Below are 17,028 nucleotides of genomic sequence, written 5' to 3'. Positions count from 1 at the left end.
GTCAAAACAGCGCCAGTTGTTCGCAAGGTTGCACGATCTTGCCGCGCAAGCCCAGCTTGTCGGTGAGCGCTCCCGGTGACCAACCCTCGGCGATGATGAACGGCCTGAGCTTGGCGATCGACTGGCAAATCCGCCCGACATCTTCGAGCCGCATGCGCCGGTGGCGGCGGGTTTCCAGGATTTTCGCCACCACCTTGGTGCCGAGACCGGGAACTCGAAGCAGCGCTTCGCGGTCGGCGCGGTTGATGTCGACTGGGAACCGCCCCCGGTTGCGCAGTGCCCAGGCGAGCTTTGGATCGATGGTGAGATCGAGCATGCCGTCGCTGCTGCCGGCCAGGATTTCCGGCTGTGAGAAGCCGTAGAACCGCATCAGCCAGTCGGCCTGGTAAAGCCGATGCTCACGCATCAATGGGGGCTTCTGCAAGGGCAGGGACGACGATGAATCCGGGATCGGACTGAAGGCCGAATAATAGACGCGCCGCAGATGATAGCTGCCATAGAGCCGGGCGCTGGTATGCAATATGCCGTCGTCGGATGTCTTGTCGGCGCCGACGATCATCTGCGTCGACTGGCCACCGGGAGCAAAGCGTTCGCGCTTTTTGGTCCGAAGTGTCGGCTCGGCTTTCTCCTCCATCTTCTGGCGCAACTTTGCCATGGAAAGGCGGATCGTTTCCGGCTTCTTTTCCGGTGCCAGCCTCTTCACGCCTTCGTCCGTCGGCAGCTCCACATTGATCGACAGCCGGTCGGCATAGAGGCCGGCCTTCTCGACCAGTTCGGCAGAGCTTTCCGGAATGGTTTTGAGATGGATATAGCCGGAAAATTTCTCCTCCAGCCGCAGCCGTCGCGCCACCTCGACCATCTCGCCCATGGTCTCGTCGGGCGAGCGGATGACGCCTGAGGACAGGAACAGGCCCTCGATATAGTTGCGCCGGTAGAAATCCATGGTGAGCTTCACCACTTCGTCGATGCTGAAGCGGGCGCGCCGCACATTCGAGGACGAACGGTTGATGCAATAGCTGCAATCGTAGATGCAGAAATTGGTGAGAAGGATTTTCAAGAGCGAAATGCAGCGCCCGTCCGGCGCGTAGGAATGGCAGATACCCATCCCCTCCGTGGAGCCGATGCCGCCGGATGTCAGCGAATCCTTTTTCGCCGAGCCGGAAGAGGCGCATGAAGCGTCATATTTGGCGGCGTCGGACAGGATCGCAAGTTTTTCACGAACAGTGAGTGCGCTCATATGTTCATGATATGTTCTAGAGAGGCAGTATGCTACCTCATTTGATGCAGGCGGCGAAAAAGTGATCGCCGCCGGGTCACTCAGCCATCAGACCTCGTGCAGGTAGAGATGATAATCCAGTTCGCTGACCGTGCGCGCCACGCGCAGATATTCGGATTGCTTGATTGCCACGAAGGTGCGGTGCAGGTCCTCGCCGAGCGCGCCTCTCAGGAAGCTGGAGGCTTTGGCCGCTTCGATCGCCGCGCGCCAATCCGCTGGCATCGTCGTACGCGTGACGGCCGCTTCATAGCCATTTCCAGTCGTTTCGGGGCCGGGATCGAGCCCTTCATCGAGGCCTTTGATGATGCCGGCGAGCACGGTTGCGGCGATCAGGTAAGGATTGGCGTCGACGCCGGACGGCCGGTGCTCGATGCGCCGGTTCCTGGCGTCGCCAGCCGGCACGCGTAGCGCCACCGAGCGGTTGTTGACGCCCCAGGTCGGTGCCACCGGCGCATAGGACTGCGAAACGAAGCGCCGCCAGGAATTGGCGTGCGGCGCAAACACCAGCATCGATTCGGCCATCGTCTGGATCAGGCCGCCGAGCCCCTGCAGCAGGGGCAGCGACCAGCTCTCGCCGCCGGCCTCGGCAAACACGTTTCGGCCGGCCTTGTCCTGCAGCGAGACATGGAAATGCATGCCCGAGCCGGCATATTTCTCGATCGGCTTGGCCATGAAACAGGCGGTGACACCATGGCGGCGCGCCTGCGCCCGCACCAGTCGCTTCAGCATGACCAGATCGTCGGCCGCCCGCATCACGTCCTTGCGGTAGTTCAGCGTCAACTCGTATTGGCCCGGTGCATATTCGGAAATAACCGTCTCGGCCGGAATGCCTTGCGCCTTGGCCGCGGCATAGATGTCCGAGAACAGCGGCTCCATGCCGTGCAGATGGTCGACCGAATAGACTTCCGTCTTGCCGGACACGCGGCCATCGAGCACGGCACGCGCCGGCTGCACCTTGCCGTCGGCATCGCGCTCGTTGGCCAGGAGAAAAAATTCCAGTTCGAAGGCACCGGCCGGATAAAGGCCCTTGGCCGCGAGGATATCGACCTGCCGTGCCAGCGCCAGCCGCGGATCCGAAGACATGGGCTGGCCATCGAGATGGTACATCGCCATCAGCACCTGGCCGCGCGGCGGGCTGGTTCCATAAAGCGGCACCAGCGTGCCGGGGATCGGCCAGGCCCGGAGGTCGCCGTCGCCTGTGGTCCAGATCAGCCCGGTCTCGTGCACATCCTCGCCGGTGATGTCGAGGCCGAGGATCGAGATCGGCATGTGCCGGCCGCCCTCGAAAATGCTTTTAAGTTCATGCCGGCGCACGATCTTGCCGCGGCCGACGCCATTGGCGTCGGTCAGCACGATATCGAAGGCCTCGATCTCGGGATGGGCGTCGAGAAAGGCTTGCGCCTCGGTGGGCGAGGAGCCCGAAGGCGAGGTCACGATGGCATTGTCCATGGCCGCTTGTCTCATGCCGCAAGCTTTGCCGCAACCGCGCCGAAGGCGGTGATCAGCCGGTTCACTTGGCTGCCTTTGGTCGCCGGCGAGATCAGCATCATGTTGTGGAAGGGCGCGATCAGCACGCCGCGATTGACCAGCGCGACATGGATGGCGGCTTCCAGTTCCGGCGCGTGCGCGCCTTCCGCCTCCGCACCGTTGCGCAACGGGCCGGGTGCGCAGATGAACTCGACGCGGGCGCCGACACGGGCGACATGCCAGGGCAGGCGGTAGCGGTCGATCACCCCGGTCAGCCCGGCATCCAGACGCCGGGCGAGATGATCCATGCGGTCATAGTTCTCCGGCGTCATCACCTCCTCGAGCGTGGCGCGCATGGTGGCGAATTGCAGCGGGTTGGCCGACAGCGTCGTGCCCATGCCGGAATAGCCGGGCTCTTTCGTCCGGTTGTAGTCGGCGTAGCGGGAAGCGACTTCCTCGCTCATGCCCCACACACTTGCCGGCACGCCGCCGGCGATCGGCTTGCCCAGCACGAAGAAGTCCGGATCAAGCCCGTATTTCCTGGTGTAGCCGCCGGGGCCGGTCGAGATGGTGTGCGTCTCATCGATCAAAAGCAGCGTCCCGGTTTCGCGTGTCAGCTTGCGCAGCGCGTCATGGAATCCGGGGTCGGCCAGCACCATGCAGGAATTGGTCAGCACCGGCTCGGCGATGACGCAGGCGACGTCCCGGTCGTTCAGCGCGGCCTCAAGCGCGGCGACGTCGTTGAACTCGATGACCTTGGCCGTGCGCGTCAGGTCGCGGAATTCGCCCGCCAGCCCCGGCCGGTTGACCGGCTTGCCGTCGACCAGCCGCACCATCGTCTCGTCGACCGAGCCGTGATAGCAGCCGTTGAAGACCAGGATTTTTTCGCGCCCGGTGACGGCGCGGGCAACGCGCAGCGCGAAGCGGTTGGCGTCGGTCGCCGTTGTCGCAATCTGCCAGAACGGCAGGCCGAAGCGCTGCTGCAGCAGCGGCCCAATGGCAAGCGCGTCTTCCGAAGGCAGCATGTAGGTCAGGCCGCGCCCGGCCTGGCGGCGGATGGCGCGCCCCACCGGCGGCGGCGAATGGCCGAACATCGAACCGGTATCGCCAAGGCAGAAATCGTCCAGCCTGTTGCCGTCTATGTCGGTGATCGTGGCGCCCCTGGCGCTGTCGACCAGGATCGGAAACGGTGTCGGCCAGTCATTCATCCAGTGCATCGGCACGCCGCCGAAGAAGCCCGGCAGGCCGTTACCGACCTTGGCTTGCGATTTCGGCCGCGCCGCGCGGAAGGCCGCCCCCTCGGTCTCGCGCAATTGTGCGATTCGGTCACGGCTGATGCCGCCGATGGACGTCGTTGAACTGTCGCTGCTGTGCATGGAAACCCCTCTGGCTGGTCCCTCTTAGCCAATCCATGTCCGCAACCGCAATTGGCCGCGCGTCTGTTCTGCATTGGCTCAGCGTCTGGCAGCGCCGCTTGACCGTGCTGTCGAAGTCAGCGCCAATATGAGCGGGAATTGGTGTGGGGGACCAAGGATGCGAACAATCATCTGTGTGGCAATGCTTCTGGCGTCGGCCGCCCCGGCCTTCGCCTCTGGCGGCATCTGGTGCAACGTCGACGATACGGCGGTGACATTCGACGTCGGCGCCGGCGTCACCAGGGGCATGGGCGGCCCGACCTTCAACTTTCGCGGCGATCTCGAAATCAAGGCGAGGCCGGCTGGCGATGGATTGCGCAAGACGGCGTTCGAGGATTCCAACCTGACCCAGTACTGGCTGGACGACAAGGAACTGCGGCTGAACATCTACCACGAGCACGAGGTGGCGGACACCTTCGATTCAGTCGAACTGACGATCCTGACCAAGGCGAGTGACGAAGGCGTCTATGACGGCCGGTACACGCTTGCCGTCTATGACAGCACCGCCGACAAGGACAAGGATGGCAAGCCGGCTGAATTGACGGGCAAGGTGTCGTGCGGAGCCGAGTAGACTCGCCGATCGGTCGTGTCAGCCTGCCTGCATCGAGGCGATGGCGCGTCGCATCAGGTCGAGAAACACCAGCCGCTCGTCTTCGCTGAAGCCGGTCAGGGCGACCTCGTTCTGTAAACGCGCGGCCTGTGTCGCCGGCTCGCGCAGGCCAACCGCCTTCGCGGTGAGATGGATCGACTGCGAGCGCCCGTCTTCGGGGTGCAAGCGTCGTTCGATCAGCCCGTCACGTTCCATGCGGATCAGCGTGTTGGCCATTGTCGCCTGTTCCACGTTGAGACGCCGCACGAGCTCGCGTTGGGTGAGGCCATCTTCATCCCACAGCGCCAGCAGCGTCATGAACTGGGCGGGCGCCAGGCCAAGCGGCCGGATGCGCTGCTGCAGCCCGTTGGCAAACAACCGCGCCATGTGGTTGGCCAGGAATCCGGCGGATCGTTCCTTCTGAAATGCCATGCCCACCAGATAATGGTTGAATAGCATGCTATGCAATGATATATAGCTTGCTATGGAGATGAAGATGAAAACCAAAATTCATGCAGCGGCGGGCGCCGTCGCCCTCATCACGGTTTCTGCTTTCTGGCTGTCGACGGCCACTGTTGAACTGCTCGGCGACACGGCCGCGATTACAGCGGTCAAGAACTACGTGCTGGCCGGCATGGCTGTGCTCATACCGGCGATGATCATCGCCGGCGCGTCGGGCTTCTCACTCGGCAAAGGCTGGAAGAGCCCGGTCGTGGCACGCAAAGCGCGGCGCATGCGCATCATCGCCGCCAATGGATTGCTGGTGCTCGTGCCCTCGGCCTTCCTGCTCAGCGGCTTTGCCGCGGCCGGTCGCTTCGACAGCCTTTTCGTGATCGTCCAGACGATCGAACTGGTAGCCGGCGCGACGAACATCGCACTGCTGTCGCTCAACATGCGCGATGGGCTGTCGCTGCGCCGCAAGCCTCTTCGGCTGGCCGCGCGGGCGCGGTGAGGTCAGGCCGTGATGTCGATAACCCCGCAGTCGCCGGCGGCACTGCCGAAGGCGATGCGGCGTTCTTCCTTGTCCCACATCATCGATGTGATGGCGCCCTTGCCCTGCCGGCGCAACAACACTTCCTTGGCATCTGCGAAACGGGCGGCGATCACCATGCCGTCGTCATAACCGATCGCCACGACATCCTGGCTTGGATGGCAGGCGACGCAGGTCACCATCGTATTGCCGCGCGTACCGAGTTCAAGCGGCGCCTTGCCCATCGGCCCGTCCTTGCCGGAAAATGGCCAGACGATCGCCGCCGGGGCTCCGGAACTCGCCAGCCATTTGCCTTTGACGCTCCATGACAGGCTTTTGACCTTGCCGGGATAGCCGCTCATGCGCATGTGCTTGCCGTCGGCCAGCTTCCAGCCATGCAGTGCGTTCTCCTGCATCGTTGTGACGAGGAAGGCGCCATCGGGCGAGAAGGTGATGCCGGTGTGGGCGCCGGCCCATTCGAGCTCCACCGGCTTGCCCTCGGCGGCCGGAAAATGCAGCGTCGCGCCATTGTAGCGGGCGACGCCGAAGCGCATGCCCTTGGGCGAAAACGCCAGACCCTCGACCGAACGCGGATGGGCGAATTCCCTGGTCTTGCCATCGGCGAAGCGCACGAAGGCGGTCTTGCCCGTGGCATAGGCGATGGCGCCCTGCGGCCCGGCGGCGACGCTGGTGATCCACTTTTTGCCGGCGCTGGCCAATTCCCCGACATTGCCGCCCGCAGCAACGGAAAACACCTTGCCGTCCTCGCCGCCGGTGATCAGCCGATCGTTCGCCGCATCGTGGAAGGTGGCGAGCAACCCGTCATTCGCCTGCGTTGTCTTGTGGCCGTTGTCGAGCCGATGGATGGCGCCATCGGCGAGCGCGAAATGCGGCACATCGCCAAGGAAGACGGCGGCGAGGCAATGGCCTTCGAGATCGAGGGGGGCGACTGTGGGCATCAGAACCGTTCCAATGAGATTTGTCGCCATCCCTGGAAGTCGCCAGCGCGGCCAGGTGTGGCGCCAACCTTCCCCCACAAGGGGAGAAGGAAAAAAGGCAGCGCTAGCGTTATAAGGCTTGGAAATCAAGCCGCCTGGCAGGCATCAAAACTCTTCTTCAGCCGCTCGGCATCCAGTTCGCGGCCGATGAACACCAGCCGGCTCTCATGCTTCTCGCCATCCTTCCAGGCGCGCTGGTGGTCGCCTTCGATGATCATGTGCACGCCCTGGATGACATAGCGCTCGTCATCGCCCTTGAGCGCGATAATACCTTTCAGCCGCAGGATGTTCGGACCTTCCATCTGGGTGATCTTCTCGATCCACGGAAAGAACTTCTTCGGGTCCATCTCGCCGCCGCGCAACGACACGGACTGCACCGTCACGTCATGGATGTCGGAAGCGTGCGCGTGGTCATGGTGATGATGGTCATGCCCGTCATGATCATGGTCATGATGATCGTGATCGTGATCGTGGTCATGATGATGGTGGTCGTCATGCGCCTCGAGGAAATGCGGATCGTTTTCCAGCGCCCGGGACAGGTCGAAGGCGCCGCGGTCGAGCACTTCCGACAGGGCGACGCCGGCGCGCGTGGTGCGGTGGATCCTGGCCGCCGGGTTGATGGCGCGGATCGTCGCCTCGACCTTGGCGAGTTCTTCCGGAGTGACAAGGTCGGTCTTGTTGAGCACGACGACGTCGGCAAAGGCGATCTGGTCCTCGGCCTCCTTGGAATCCTTGAGCCTGAGCGGCAGATGCTTGGCGTCGACCAGCGCCACCACGGCGTCGAGCTTGGTCTTGGAGCGCACGTCGTCGTCCATGAAGAAGGTCTGTGCCACCGGCACCGGATCGGCGAGACCGGTGGTCTCGACCACGATGGCGTCGAAGCGGCCGGGGCGGCGCATCAGGCCCTCAACGACGCGGATCAGGTCGCCACGCACCGTGCAGCAGACGCAGCCATTGTTCATCTCGTAGATTTCCTCGTCGGATTCCACGATCAGGTCGTTGTCGATGCCGATTTCGCCGAATTCATTGACGATGACGGCGTAGCGCCTGCCATGGTTCTCCGACAGGATGCGGTTGAGCAGCGTCGTCTTGCCGGCGCCGAGATAGCCGGTGAGAACGGTTACGGGGATCTGCGTCTGTGCGTCGCTCATGGCTTGCCTCGAATGACCGGGCCTTGAAAATCCAGGCCGTGAAAAAGGGATTGTTGGTCCCATATAGGGTGTGTTTCGGGCTTTTGCACGGGGTAAACCAATGGGCCAAAGCGGCCGGCCATGACTATCCCTGTGGTTACTGTCGGGGGAAAGATCCGCGCCTCGGCGATGCTGAAAGGCGGGAACGACAAGGGAGGCGTCTTGGCAGGGGCTGTCAATGTCACGTCGCGCCTGGGACGCGGTCGCCGTGAATCCGGTATTTCAGAAACTCGTTTGTCATCTAACTGAAATAAACATCTGGCATCACCACGGCGGACACCGCAATGCTTGCCGGCAAAGCTGTTTGGAGCGCCGGAATCTTTTCTATCGTCGATTGCCAACCGGCCGGCTGCGTCTATGCTCCACGCACCGGCACGGCCGAAGAGGGATGACCATGGCCAAGGCGGACAAGACTGCAACAATGAGCCGGCTGCATTCGGCGGCCAGGCTGGCAAGAACCGCGTTGGCGGCCCGGCTTCTCGCGCACGGCTTCTATGCCGGCCAGGACCAGATCATGCTGGCGCTCGACCGCGAGGACGGCCAGACGCCGGGTAATCTTGCCGGTCGCCTTGGCGTGCGCCCGCCGACCATTACCAAGACCATCAACCGGCTGCAGGCGCAGGGTTTTCTGGAAAAGCGCGCATCGGAAGCCGATGCCCGCCAGGCGCACATCTTTCTCACCGACACCGGCCGGGAAACCATCCGCGCCATCGAGAAGTCGGTGAAGAAGACCGAAAAGCAGGCGCTGAAGGGCCTCGACAAGAAGGATCAGAAGGCGCTGTTCAAGCTGCTTGCCCGCATCGAGGCCAACCTCTCCAACGAGGAATTGGTGCTGATCGACGACGACGCCGAGTCGGACGACTGATCGCAGCGGTCAGGCTGCCGCCGGGATAGAATCCCGGATCAGCGAGGACCAGCGTCCCGGCGTCATGCCGAACGCCTTCTTGAATTGCCTGTTGAAGTGGCTCTGGTCGGTGAAGCCGGCCTCGACGGCGATCTGCGCCAGGGGTTCGCCGGCGGTGATCATCCGCCGCGCGTGTTGAAGCCGGCGCATCACCAGGAAACGATGCGGGCTGGTCGAGAAAGCGGCGCGGAAATGCCGCGACAAGGCGTAGCGGTCGAGTCCGGTGATGGCTTCCAGTTCGCCGGAACGCACGGGGCGCGTGACGTTCTCCGTGAGATAGTCCCGCGCCAGGGCGGCGGCCCGCCAGGCCGTCCTGGCCATCGGCTTCGCCGGCTGGCCGGCATGCCGCGCCAGGCTCTGCATCAATTGCGTCAGGAAGTCGTCGACAAACAACTCGTCGAGTTCCTGTTGCAGCGGCCCCAGTGCCGAGAGCAGCGTTGCGCAGAAGGTGTCGTCGCTCACCACGGCATCGCCGACGAAGGGCAGGGACGCGCCACCAAGGCAGTCCAGCATCAGCGACGGTTCGAGATAGAGCATCCTGTAGCGCAACCCGTCCTCGGTGCCGGCGCCGCCATCATGCAGTTCGTCGGGATGCAGCACGATGATCTGGCCGGGCAGGCTTATCCGCGCAGCACTGCGATAGCGAAATGTCTGCACGCCCTGCATCGTCACCCCGATCGCGTAGGTGTCATGGCGATGCAGATCGAAGGCACTGCCGTGGAACCGCGCCTCGATCCGCTCCATCCCCGCGGGGTCGGGAGCGGAAATGATGCAGTTCTCAGCCGCATCGGCGCACAAACGTCCAAGACCCTCGAAGGCCTGGCGGTCTAGTTCCAACGCCATCGTCTCCTTCGGCCTCGCAGTCGAGGCCCAACCTCGAATGGTCCATTTTCTCATGTTCGATACGAAATTTGCAATCGTCCTGCGGGAAGACCTGCCCGTCTGGCAGAAACTCAATGTCACCGCCTTCCTGACCAGCGGCATCGTCGCGCAGTTTCCCGACATCATCGGCGAGCCCTATCGCGACCGCGCCGGCAATCTCTACAACCCCCTGTCGATACAGCCGGTCATCGTGCTGTCGGCCGACCAGGCGACGGTAGGCGCGATCCAACGGCGCGCGCTGGAGCGCGGCGTGACGACTTCGCTCTATGTCGAGGAGATGTTCTCGACCGGCTTTGATGCCGCCAACCGCGCCGTCTTCGCCGAGTTCGCGCCCGAGGACGCCAAGGTGGTCGGCGTCGCGCTGCGCGCCGAGAAGAAGCTCGTCGACAAGATCACCAAAGGCGCCCGCATGCACGCATAGCAGGGGAAGCCTGGCCTAAGCCTGCCGGCTTCTGTTGTTGTGCCAGCCGGCTTTGGCGCAGCAGCGGGCGACAATTGGCTTGCCGGCAAGCCACAATTCCCGCAAAGGTGGGTTCCAGCCCAGCTTTTCCCCGGCCTGCAAGTGAGTGCTTCCCAGAGATATGTCGAAAGCGCGACGCCGCCGGTGGCGATCCTGTGCATGCTTGCCACCTATGTCTTCTTCACTTTCCTCGACACCTCAAGCAAATATCTCGTCCTGGCCGGCGTTTCCGCGCTGATCGTCGCCTGGGTTCGCTTTGCCGTGCATGTCGTGCTGGTCGGCGCATTGCTGCGCGGCTGGCGGCAACCCATGCGGTTTCGCCCGGTCAACCTGCCGGCGCATGTGCTGCGCGGTGTGTTCCTGTTCGGCTCGACCATGTGCAACATCCTTGCGCTCCGCTCCCTGCAACTGGCCGAGACGACGTCGATCTATTTCTTCGGGCCGATGGTGATCACCGCACTTGCCGGGCCGCTGCTTGGCGAATGGGCGGGCTGGCGGCGCTGGCTGGCCATCCTCGCCGCCTTCGCCGGAGTTCTGATCATCACAAGGCCGGGTGTCGGCGTTTTCGGTATCGGGCATCTCTTCGCGCTCGGCTCGATGCTGTCGAACAGCTTCTATGTCATCATGACGCGCCGCATGTCGGCCACCGAGACGTCGGAAAGCCTGATCCTGTTCTCGGCGCTGGCGCCGGCGGTGCTGCTTTTGCCCATGCTGCCGTTCTCATTCTCGCTGCCGCATGATGGCTGGCACTGGTTCGTCCTGCTCATGCTTGGCGTGTTCGGCGGTGTCGGGCATTGGCTGCTGGTGCAGGCCTATCGGCTGGCGACGACCACCGCGCTCGCCCCCTATCCCTACTCGCAGATGGTGTGGATGATCATTTCCGGCTGGATCGTCTTCAAGCAGTTTCCCGACCGATGGACACTGGTCGGCGCGGCCATCATCGTTGCCAGCGGCCTCTACATCGTCCATCGCGAGCACCGGCTCCGGCTGCGGAGCCGCGCGGCCTCCGATGTCGAGGCGGAAGCGCTGGCAAAAAAACTTTGATTTGCTCCCGATCGGTGGCATAACGCCGCCTTTAAACAGTTTAGGTCGCAATTCAGGTCGTTCGGGGAGCGCAAGGCGCTGGCACAAAAAATCAAGCTTTCGACGATCGCCGATGCACTCGGCGTGTCCACGGCCACCGTGTCCCTGGCGCTGCGCGACAGCCCGCTGGTTGCCGGCTCCACGCGCGACCGCATCAAGGAACATGCGCGCGCCATCGGCTATATCTACAACCGCCGCGCCGCCAGCCTGCGCACCTCGCGCTCGGGCATTGTCGGTGTCGTCGTGCACGACATCATGAACCCGTTCTTCGCCGAGATATTGCGCTCGATCGAAAGCGAACTCGACCGCAGCCGGCAGACCTTCATCCTGTCCAATCACTATGACCAGCTCGAGAAGCAGCGCACCTTCATCGATACGCTGCTGCAGCTTGGCGCCGACGGCGTCATCATGTCGCCGGCCATCGGCACGCCTGCTTCCGACATCCTGATGGCCGAGGAGAACGGCCTGCCGGCGGTGCTGATCGCGCGCACCGTCGAGGGTGCCGACGTGCCGGTCTTTCGCGGCGACGACGCCTATGGCACCGGGCTTGCCACCAACCATCTGATCTCGCTCGGCCACAAGCGCATCGCCATGATCGGCGGCACCGACCAGACCTCGACCGGCCGCGACCGCTACCAGGGCTATGTCAATGCCATGGAGGCGGCCGGGCTCGAGGTCAGGCCGTCCTGGCGCATCGCCGGCCCGCGCACCAAGCAGGCCGGTTTCGAGGCGGCCGGACAGTTCCTGGCGCTGAAGGACAGGCCGACCGCCGCCTGCTGCTGGAACGATCTCGTCGCCATCGGCCTGATGAACGGCATTGCGCGAGCCGGCCTGGTGCCGGGCATCGACATCTCGGTCACCGGCTATGACGATCTGGAGGAGGCGGCGATCGCCACGCCGGCGCTGACCACCGTCTGGAACGGACAGCGCGAGGTTGGCCGACGCGCCGCCAGCGCGCTGCTCGACAAGCTCAACGGGCAGACAGTGCGGCCCTCGCAGGAATTGATCAAGCCGGAGCTGCATGTGCGCCAGTCGACCGGCAGACCGGTGGAGCGCGCATGACCAGGGCCGAACAGCTGCAAGCCGTTGCCATTCTGGTGCCGGCGGGCTTCAGCGACCATGCCGTCGGGCGCATCGACCGCACCTTCAAACAGCTGAGGATCGAGCGCGCCGATCCGGCGCTGGTCACCGAGGAGATGCGCCGCACGGTGCGTGGCATTGCCTCCTTTGCCGGCATCAGCGCGGCGATGATGGATGCGCTGCCCAATCTCGAGCTCATCGCTTCCTTCGGCGTCGGCTATGACTCGGTCGATGTCGGCCATGCGGCGGCGAAGAACATCATGGTCACCAACACGCCCGACGTCCTGACCGAGGAGGTCGCCGACACCGCGATCGGGCTGCTGATCAACACGATCCGCGACCTGCCGCGCGCGGAAAACTGGCTGCGTGATGGCAGCTGGGTGCGCAAGGGCAACTATCCGCTGAGCCGGCTGACCTTGCGCGCACGCCGCGTCGGCATTTTTGGCATGGGCCGTATCGGGCGGGCCATAGCCCGGCGGCTGGAGGCGTTCGGACTGCCGGTCGCCTACCACAACCGGCGCCGTGTCGAAGGCCTTTCCTACCACTACCATCCGACGCTGAAAGGTCTTGCCGAAGCGGTCGACACGCTGATTTCGGTGGCGCCCGGCGGTGCTTCGACGCAAAAGGCGATCAATGCCGAGATCCTGTCGGCGCTCGGCGCCAACGGGGTCTTCGTCAACATCGGCCGCGGCAGCACGGTCGATGAGGCAGCACTGGCGGCAGCCCTTGCCGACGGCACCATCGCTGCAGCCGGGCTCGATGTCTTCGCCGACGAGCCGAACGTGCCCAAGGCGCTGCTCGACGCCCCCAACACCTCTCTTTTGCCGCATGTCGGCTCGGCCTCGGAGCACACGCGCCGCGCCATGGCCGATCTGTGCGTCGACAATCTGGTTTCCTGGTTCACCGAACGCCGGCCGCTGACACCGGTGCCGGAGACGGCGCATGTCAAGGATCGCGGCTGAGTGGCAGTTTGCCACACTTATTAACGCCAGCTTAACCCTTTGAAATCATTATTCATCCCGTCCGCAAGAATGGATGAACAATGATGAAAGCGCTTTCCGTCCTGATCGCTGCCACCGCGCTGTTTGGCGGCGTTCAAATGTTTCAAGGCGGCGGCGGTGAAAGCGTTGCCGACGAAACCGTGCCATCCAACAGCTACAAACTGGTCGCCAATGGCGACGAGGGAGCCTGCGCGGTGACGCGCGGAGCCACGATTTCGGATGGGCTGTCGCTGTTGACGGTGGCACCAAATTGCCGCCGGCTCTTGCCGGGCATCGAGCGGGCGAAATTCTGGCGCGACCAGAACGACGGCACGGTCGCCTTCAGCGCCAACGGCATCGATCCGATTGTCGCTTTCAGCGTTGCCGACGGGGATGGTTACGAATCCTACGCACCGGCCACGCCCTTGTTGTCGCTGGCGGGCGACCGGAAGACCGACGACTGATTATTCCGCCGCGGCCCGCGCGCCAGCCTTCGCGGCGGCATGCAGGCGCACCGCATCGCCGAAGGCGCGGAAGATCTTGGCCGAGTTGCTGTCCGATTTGACCCAGTATTCGGGGTGCCACTGGACGCCGACGGCGAAGGCACGGGCGCCCTTGACCGAAACCGCTTCGACCGTGCCGTCGGCGGCGACAGCCTCTATCTCAAGCTTCGATCCCAACCGGTCGATCGCTTGCCGGTGCAGCGAGTTGACCTTGATGTCGCCGGCGCCGAACACGCCAGCCAGGCAGCTGCCTGGCTTGATCGAGATGGTCTGGTGGATGGCGAAGCGCTCATCCTGTTTGTCGCTCACCGGCGCACGGTGGTCGAGCGAACCCTCGCGCTCCTGGATCTCGGTGCCCAGTGTACCGCCGAGCGCGACGTTCAGCTCCTGAATGCCACGGCAAATGGCGAGCAGCGGCACGCCGCGCTCGATCGCCCGGCGGATCAGCGGCAGCGTGGTGGCGTCGCGCGCCGGATCATAAGGGCCGTTGGCTTCGCTGGCATCGCCGCCGTAGAGCGAGGGGTGCACGTTGGATTTCGAGCCGGTGACCATGACACCGTCGACCGAGGACAAAAGTTCGTCGAAGTCGAGCCTGTCGCCGAACGACGGCACCAGCAGCGGGAACACGCCCGCACCGGTGATGGCGGCTTCCAGATATTGCTGAGGGGCGGCATGCCAGGTGTAGTTGTCGAACTGACGGACGTCGGTCGATATGGCGACGAGCGGCTGCTGCATTTTGGCTCTGGTTTCCATCTGGCAAGGTATGTCCTGCCTTCAAAATAGGCGATCCGCTGTGGTTTTTCCATGGCAAGTTTCAGCGTGTCGCATGGGCCACCAAATTCCTCGTTAGACTATAGTTGCAGGGCGGCAAGGCTTGGTTACCAAATCAGGCCGCCGTGCTGGACTAGGCTTCTTGCCCGTGTATTGTTTCGGCCAACCGATACGGGAAGCCGAGGATTTCCCGAATGTTGGTCTGTTGATCCAAAAGGGAGGAACTGCATGGATCGTCGTTCGTTCATTCGCAAGGCCGGCGTGACCGGTGTCGGCGCTGCGGCGGCGGCGGCAACGCTGGCCGCTCCGGCAATCGCCCAGTCCAATCCCAAGGTGACATGGCGGCTTGCGTCGTCCTTCCCGAAATCGCTCGACACCATCTATGGCGGCGCCGAGGTCTTCTCCAAGATGCTGTCGGAAGCCACCGACGGCAATTTCCAGATCCAGGTCTTTGCCGCCGGCGAGCTCGTGCCCGGCCTGCAGGCCGCCGACGCCACCACGGCCGGCACGGTCGAGGCCTGCCACACGGTGGCATATTATTACTGGGGCAAGGACCCGACTTGGGCGCTCGGTGCGGCGGTTCCCTTTTCGCTCAACGCGCGCGGCATGAACGCCTGGCATTACCATGGCGGCGGCATTGACCTGTTCAACGAGTTTCTCGCCACGCAAGGTCTTTTCGGGCTGCCGGGCGGCAACACCGGCGTGCAGATGGGCGGCTGGTTCCGCAAGGAGATCAACACGGTCGCCGACCTCTCCGGCCTCAAGATGCGCATTGGCGGTTTTGCCGGCAAGGTGGTGCAGAAGCTCGGCGTCGTGCCGCAGCAGATCGCCGGCGGCGACATCTATCCGGCGCTGGAAAAGGGCACCATCGACGCCGCCGAATGGGTCGGCCCCTATGACGACGAGAAGCTCGGCTTCTACAAGGTCGCGCCCTACTACTACTATCCCGGCTGGTGGGAGGGTGGTCCGACCGTCCACCTGATGTTCAACAAGGCGAAATACGAAGAGCTTTCGCCGGCTTACAAATCGCTGTTGCACACCGCCGCGCAAGCCACGGATGCCGACATGCTGCAGAAATACGACTATGTGAACCCCGCGGCGGTGAAGCGGTTGGTGGCCGGCGGCGCGAAACTGCGTCCGTTCAGCCAGGAGATCATGGCCGCCTGCTTCGAAAAGGCCAACGAAGTCTATGCCGAGATGGAGGCCTCGAACGCGCCGTTCAAGAAGATCTGGGAATCGATCAAGGGCTTCCGCAAGGAGCACTATCTCTGGGCGCAGGTGGCCGAGTACAATTACGACACCTTCATGATGGTCCAGCAGCGCAACGGCAAGCTGTAAGAGGCGAACATCGGCTCAAGAGACCCGGGGAGCTCGGCTCACCCGGGTCTTTCATTTGGCCGCGTGGTGATCCCGGAAGGGCCCGCCGCCTAGTTTCGACCCGGCACCACCAGCACCTTGACCTCGCCCGGCGCCGGCGGATTGGCGATCACGTCGGCCGCCTCTTCGAGCGGCACCTGCCTGGAGATCAGCCGGTCGATCTCGATCGCGCCTGACGCGATCAGCTCGGCGGCGCGGCGATGCGTATAGGGGTTGAGGAAGGAGCCAACCACCTTCAATTCCCGGAACAGCAGGTCGAAGGGCTCGAACTCCGCCTTCATGCCTTGCGGCGTCACGCCGACGATGACGACCGTGCCGCCGGCCCTTGCCAGCCGCATCGATTGCTCGACGGTCTCGCGCACGCCCGCACATTCGAACACCACGTCGGCGCCGCCCGGCATCAGGCCCGCCGGTCCGGAAATGGCATCGATGACATCTGCGGCGGTGGGGTCGACCGTCGCCGTCGCACCGAGCTCCTCGGCAAGCGCGCGCCGTGAGGCCTGTCTGGTCGACAGGATGATGGTCGCGGCACCGGCCAGTCTTGCCAATTGCACGGTGAGCAGGCCGATGACGCCGCCGCCCAGCACTATCACCGAACTGCCGGGCTTGATCGCGGCAAGATCGACGCCATGCAGGCAGCAGCCGAGCGGCTCGCAGAACGCGCCATGCGTTGGAGGCAGATCGGCAGGCAGGATGAAGGCCTGCTTCCGCGGCAGAACGACATACTCGGCAAAGCCGCCATCGCGATGGATGCCGATGGCGTTGAGATTGCGGCAGAGGTTGACCCGGCCGGCATGGCAATACGGACATCGCCCGCAGGCTATGTTGGGATCGCCGGTGACGCGGTCACCGACGGCAAAGCCGGAGACCGTGTCGCCGACCGCCTCGATGATGCCCGAAAATTCATGCCCGGGCGTCACCGGTGGCCGGCAGGGGAATTCGCCATGGAAGAGGTGGCGGTCGGTGCCGCAGACACCGCAGGCTTCGATCCGTACCAGAAGCTCGTCCGGGCCGGGGACAGGTTTGACGACCTCGCGCAGCGCGATCCTGCCCACTGCCTCCAGCCGTACCGCTTTCATGGCG

18 protein-coding genes are annotated in these 17,028 nt (G+C 63.8%); 9 read left to right on the top strand and 9 right to left on the bottom strand.

What is annotated here, in order from left to right:
• Window position 1: 1 nt before the first annotated feature.
• The 3 genes from AC07UC_RS01780 to AC07UC_RS01770 form a co-directional block, all read right to left on the bottom strand.
• A complete protein-coding gene (locus AC07UC_RS01780) occupies window positions 2-1,237 on the bottom strand; it encodes a putative DNA modification/repair radical SAM protein (protein WP_494903667.1) in 1,236 nt (411 codons plus the stop codon).
• Between the two features lie 87 nt (window positions 1,238-1,324).
• Window positions 1,325-2,725 carry a glutamine synthetase family protein gene (locus AC07UC_RS01775; protein WP_494903665.1) on the bottom strand — a complete coding sequence of 467 codons (1,401 nt, stop codon included), beginning with the start codon at window positions 2,723-2,725 and terminating at the stop codon, window positions 1,325-1,327.
• An 11-nt stretch (window positions 2,726-2,736) separates the two neighbouring features.
• Complete coding sequence (locus AC07UC_RS01770) at window positions 2,737-4,119, bottom strand: aspartate aminotransferase family protein (RefSeq protein WP_494903663.1); 1,383 nt, start codon at window positions 4,117-4,119, stop codon at window positions 2,737-2,739.
• 157 nt (window positions 4,120-4,276) lie between these two features.
• Between AC07UC_RS01770 and AC07UC_RS01765 the strand changes: the two genes are divergently transcribed.
• A complete protein-coding gene (locus AC07UC_RS01765) occupies window positions 4,277-4,729 on the top strand; it encodes a hypothetical protein (protein WP_140770156.1) in 453 nt (150 codons plus the stop codon).
• A gap of 18 nt (window positions 4,730-4,747) precedes the next feature.
• Here AC07UC_RS01765 and AC07UC_RS01760 read toward each other — a convergent pair whose 3' ends face one another.
• Window positions 4,748-5,179, bottom strand: a complete 432-nt coding sequence (locus AC07UC_RS01760; RefSeq protein WP_140770154.1) for a MarR family winged helix-turn-helix transcriptional regulator — start codon at window positions 5,177-5,179, stop codon at window positions 4,748-4,750.
• A gap of 52 nt (window positions 5,180-5,231) precedes the next feature.
• Between AC07UC_RS01760 and AC07UC_RS01755 the strand changes: the two genes are divergently transcribed.
• Window positions 5,232-5,699: a hypothetical protein gene (locus AC07UC_RS01755; protein WP_244735269.1), complete on the top strand. Its 468-nt coding sequence runs from the start codon at window positions 5,232-5,234 to the stop codon at window positions 5,697-5,699.
• Window positions 5,700-5,701: 2 nt separating this feature from the next.
• Here the strand turns inward: AC07UC_RS01755 and AC07UC_RS01750 are convergent, their stop codons facing one another.
• Window positions 5,702-6,676 (bottom strand): WD40 repeat domain-containing protein, encoded by a 975-nt coding sequence (locus tag AC07UC_RS01750; RefSeq protein ID WP_494903661.1) that lies wholly within the window; start codon window positions 6,674-6,676, stop codon window positions 5,702-5,704.
• 125 nt (window positions 6,677-6,801) lie between these two features.
• On the bottom strand, window positions 6,802-7,866 hold the full coding sequence (locus AC07UC_RS01745) for a CobW family GTP-binding protein (RefSeq protein WP_494903660.1): 1,065 nt from the start codon (window positions 7,864-7,866) through the stop codon (window positions 6,802-6,804).
• Between the two features lie 433 nt (window positions 7,867-8,299).
• On the opposite strand from AC07UC_RS01745, the gene AC07UC_RS01740 reads away from it, so the two are divergent.
• The gene (locus AC07UC_RS01740) at window positions 8,300-8,770 is read left to right on the top strand and encodes a MarR family winged helix-turn-helix transcriptional regulator (protein WP_056569192.1); all 471 of its coding nucleotides are present in this window, start codon (window positions 8,300-8,302) and stop codon (window positions 8,768-8,770) included.
• A gap of 9 nt (window positions 8,771-8,779) precedes the next feature.
• On the opposite strand, the gene AC07UC_RS01735 is transcribed toward AC07UC_RS01740, so the two are convergent.
• A complete protein-coding gene (locus AC07UC_RS01735) occupies window positions 8,780-9,652 on the bottom strand; it encodes an AraC family transcriptional regulator (protein WP_494903658.1) in 873 nt (290 codons plus the stop codon).
• A gap of 52 nt (window positions 9,653-9,704) precedes the next feature.
• Here AC07UC_RS01735 and AC07UC_RS01730 point away from each other — a divergent pair, with 52 nt between their 5' ends.
• The 5 genes from AC07UC_RS01730 to AC07UC_RS01710 all read left to right on the top strand — a co-directional run bounded on the left by AC07UC_RS01730 (window position 9,705) and on the right by AC07UC_RS01710 (window position 13,758).
• Entirely contained in the window at window positions 9,705-10,112 is a 408-nt protein-coding gene (locus AC07UC_RS01730; RefSeq protein WP_140771348.1) for a DUF2000 family protein, read from the top strand.
• A gap of 141 nt (window positions 10,113-10,253) precedes the next feature.
• Window positions 10,254-11,195, top strand: a complete 942-nt coding sequence (locus AC07UC_RS01725; protein ID WP_081295048.1) for a DMT family transporter — start codon at window positions 10,254-10,256, stop codon at window positions 11,193-11,195.
• 78 nt (window positions 11,196-11,273) lie between these two features.
• Entirely contained in the window at window positions 11,274-12,296 is a 1,023-nt protein-coding gene (locus tag AC07UC_RS01720; RefSeq protein ID WP_140770146.1) for a LacI family DNA-binding transcriptional regulator, read from the top strand.
• Window positions 12,293-13,276, top strand: coding sequence for a 2-hydroxyacid dehydrogenase (locus AC07UC_RS01715; RefSeq protein WP_494903657.1), 984 nt, complete (start codon window positions 12,293-12,295; stop codon window positions 13,274-13,276). The genes AC07UC_RS01720 and AC07UC_RS01715 overlap by 4 nt, the downstream gene beginning before the upstream one ends.
• Window positions 13,277-13,359: 83 nt before the next feature.
• Entirely contained in the window at window positions 13,360-13,758 is a 399-nt protein-coding gene (locus AC07UC_RS01710) for a hypothetical protein (protein WP_246682857.1), read from the top strand.
• Here the strand turns inward: AC07UC_RS01710 and AC07UC_RS01705 are convergent, their stop codons facing one another.
• The gene (locus AC07UC_RS01705; RefSeq protein WP_494903656.1) at window positions 13,759-14,532 is read right to left on the bottom strand and encodes a gamma-glutamyl-gamma-aminobutyrate hydrolase family protein; all 774 of its coding nucleotides are present in this window, start codon (window positions 14,530-14,532) and stop codon (window positions 13,759-13,761) included.
• A 264-nt stretch (window positions 14,533-14,796) separates the two neighbouring features.
• On the opposite strand from AC07UC_RS01705, the gene AC07UC_RS01700 reads away from it, so the two are divergent.
• Window positions 14,797-15,906 carry a TRAP transporter substrate-binding protein gene (locus AC07UC_RS01700; protein WP_140770138.1) on the top strand — a complete coding sequence of 370 codons (1,110 nt, stop codon included), beginning with the start codon at window positions 14,797-14,799 and terminating at the stop codon, window positions 15,904-15,906.
• A gap of 89 nt (window positions 15,907-15,995) precedes the next feature.
• Here AC07UC_RS01700 and AC07UC_RS01695 read toward each other — a convergent pair whose 3' ends face one another.
• Window positions 15,996-17,024 carry a zinc-dependent alcohol dehydrogenase family protein gene (locus AC07UC_RS01695; protein WP_494903655.1) on the bottom strand — a complete coding sequence of 343 codons (1,029 nt, stop codon included), beginning with the start codon at window positions 17,022-17,024 and terminating at the stop codon, window positions 15,996-15,998.
• Window positions 17,025-17,028: the final 4 nt, after the last annotated feature.

The sequence above is a fragment of the Mesorhizobium sp. GW821-FHT04C10 genome, assembly GCF_059420305.1.
The sequence above is the reverse complement of the archived record's forward strand: the minus strand, read 5'-3'. Positions and strand labels throughout refer to the sequence as shown.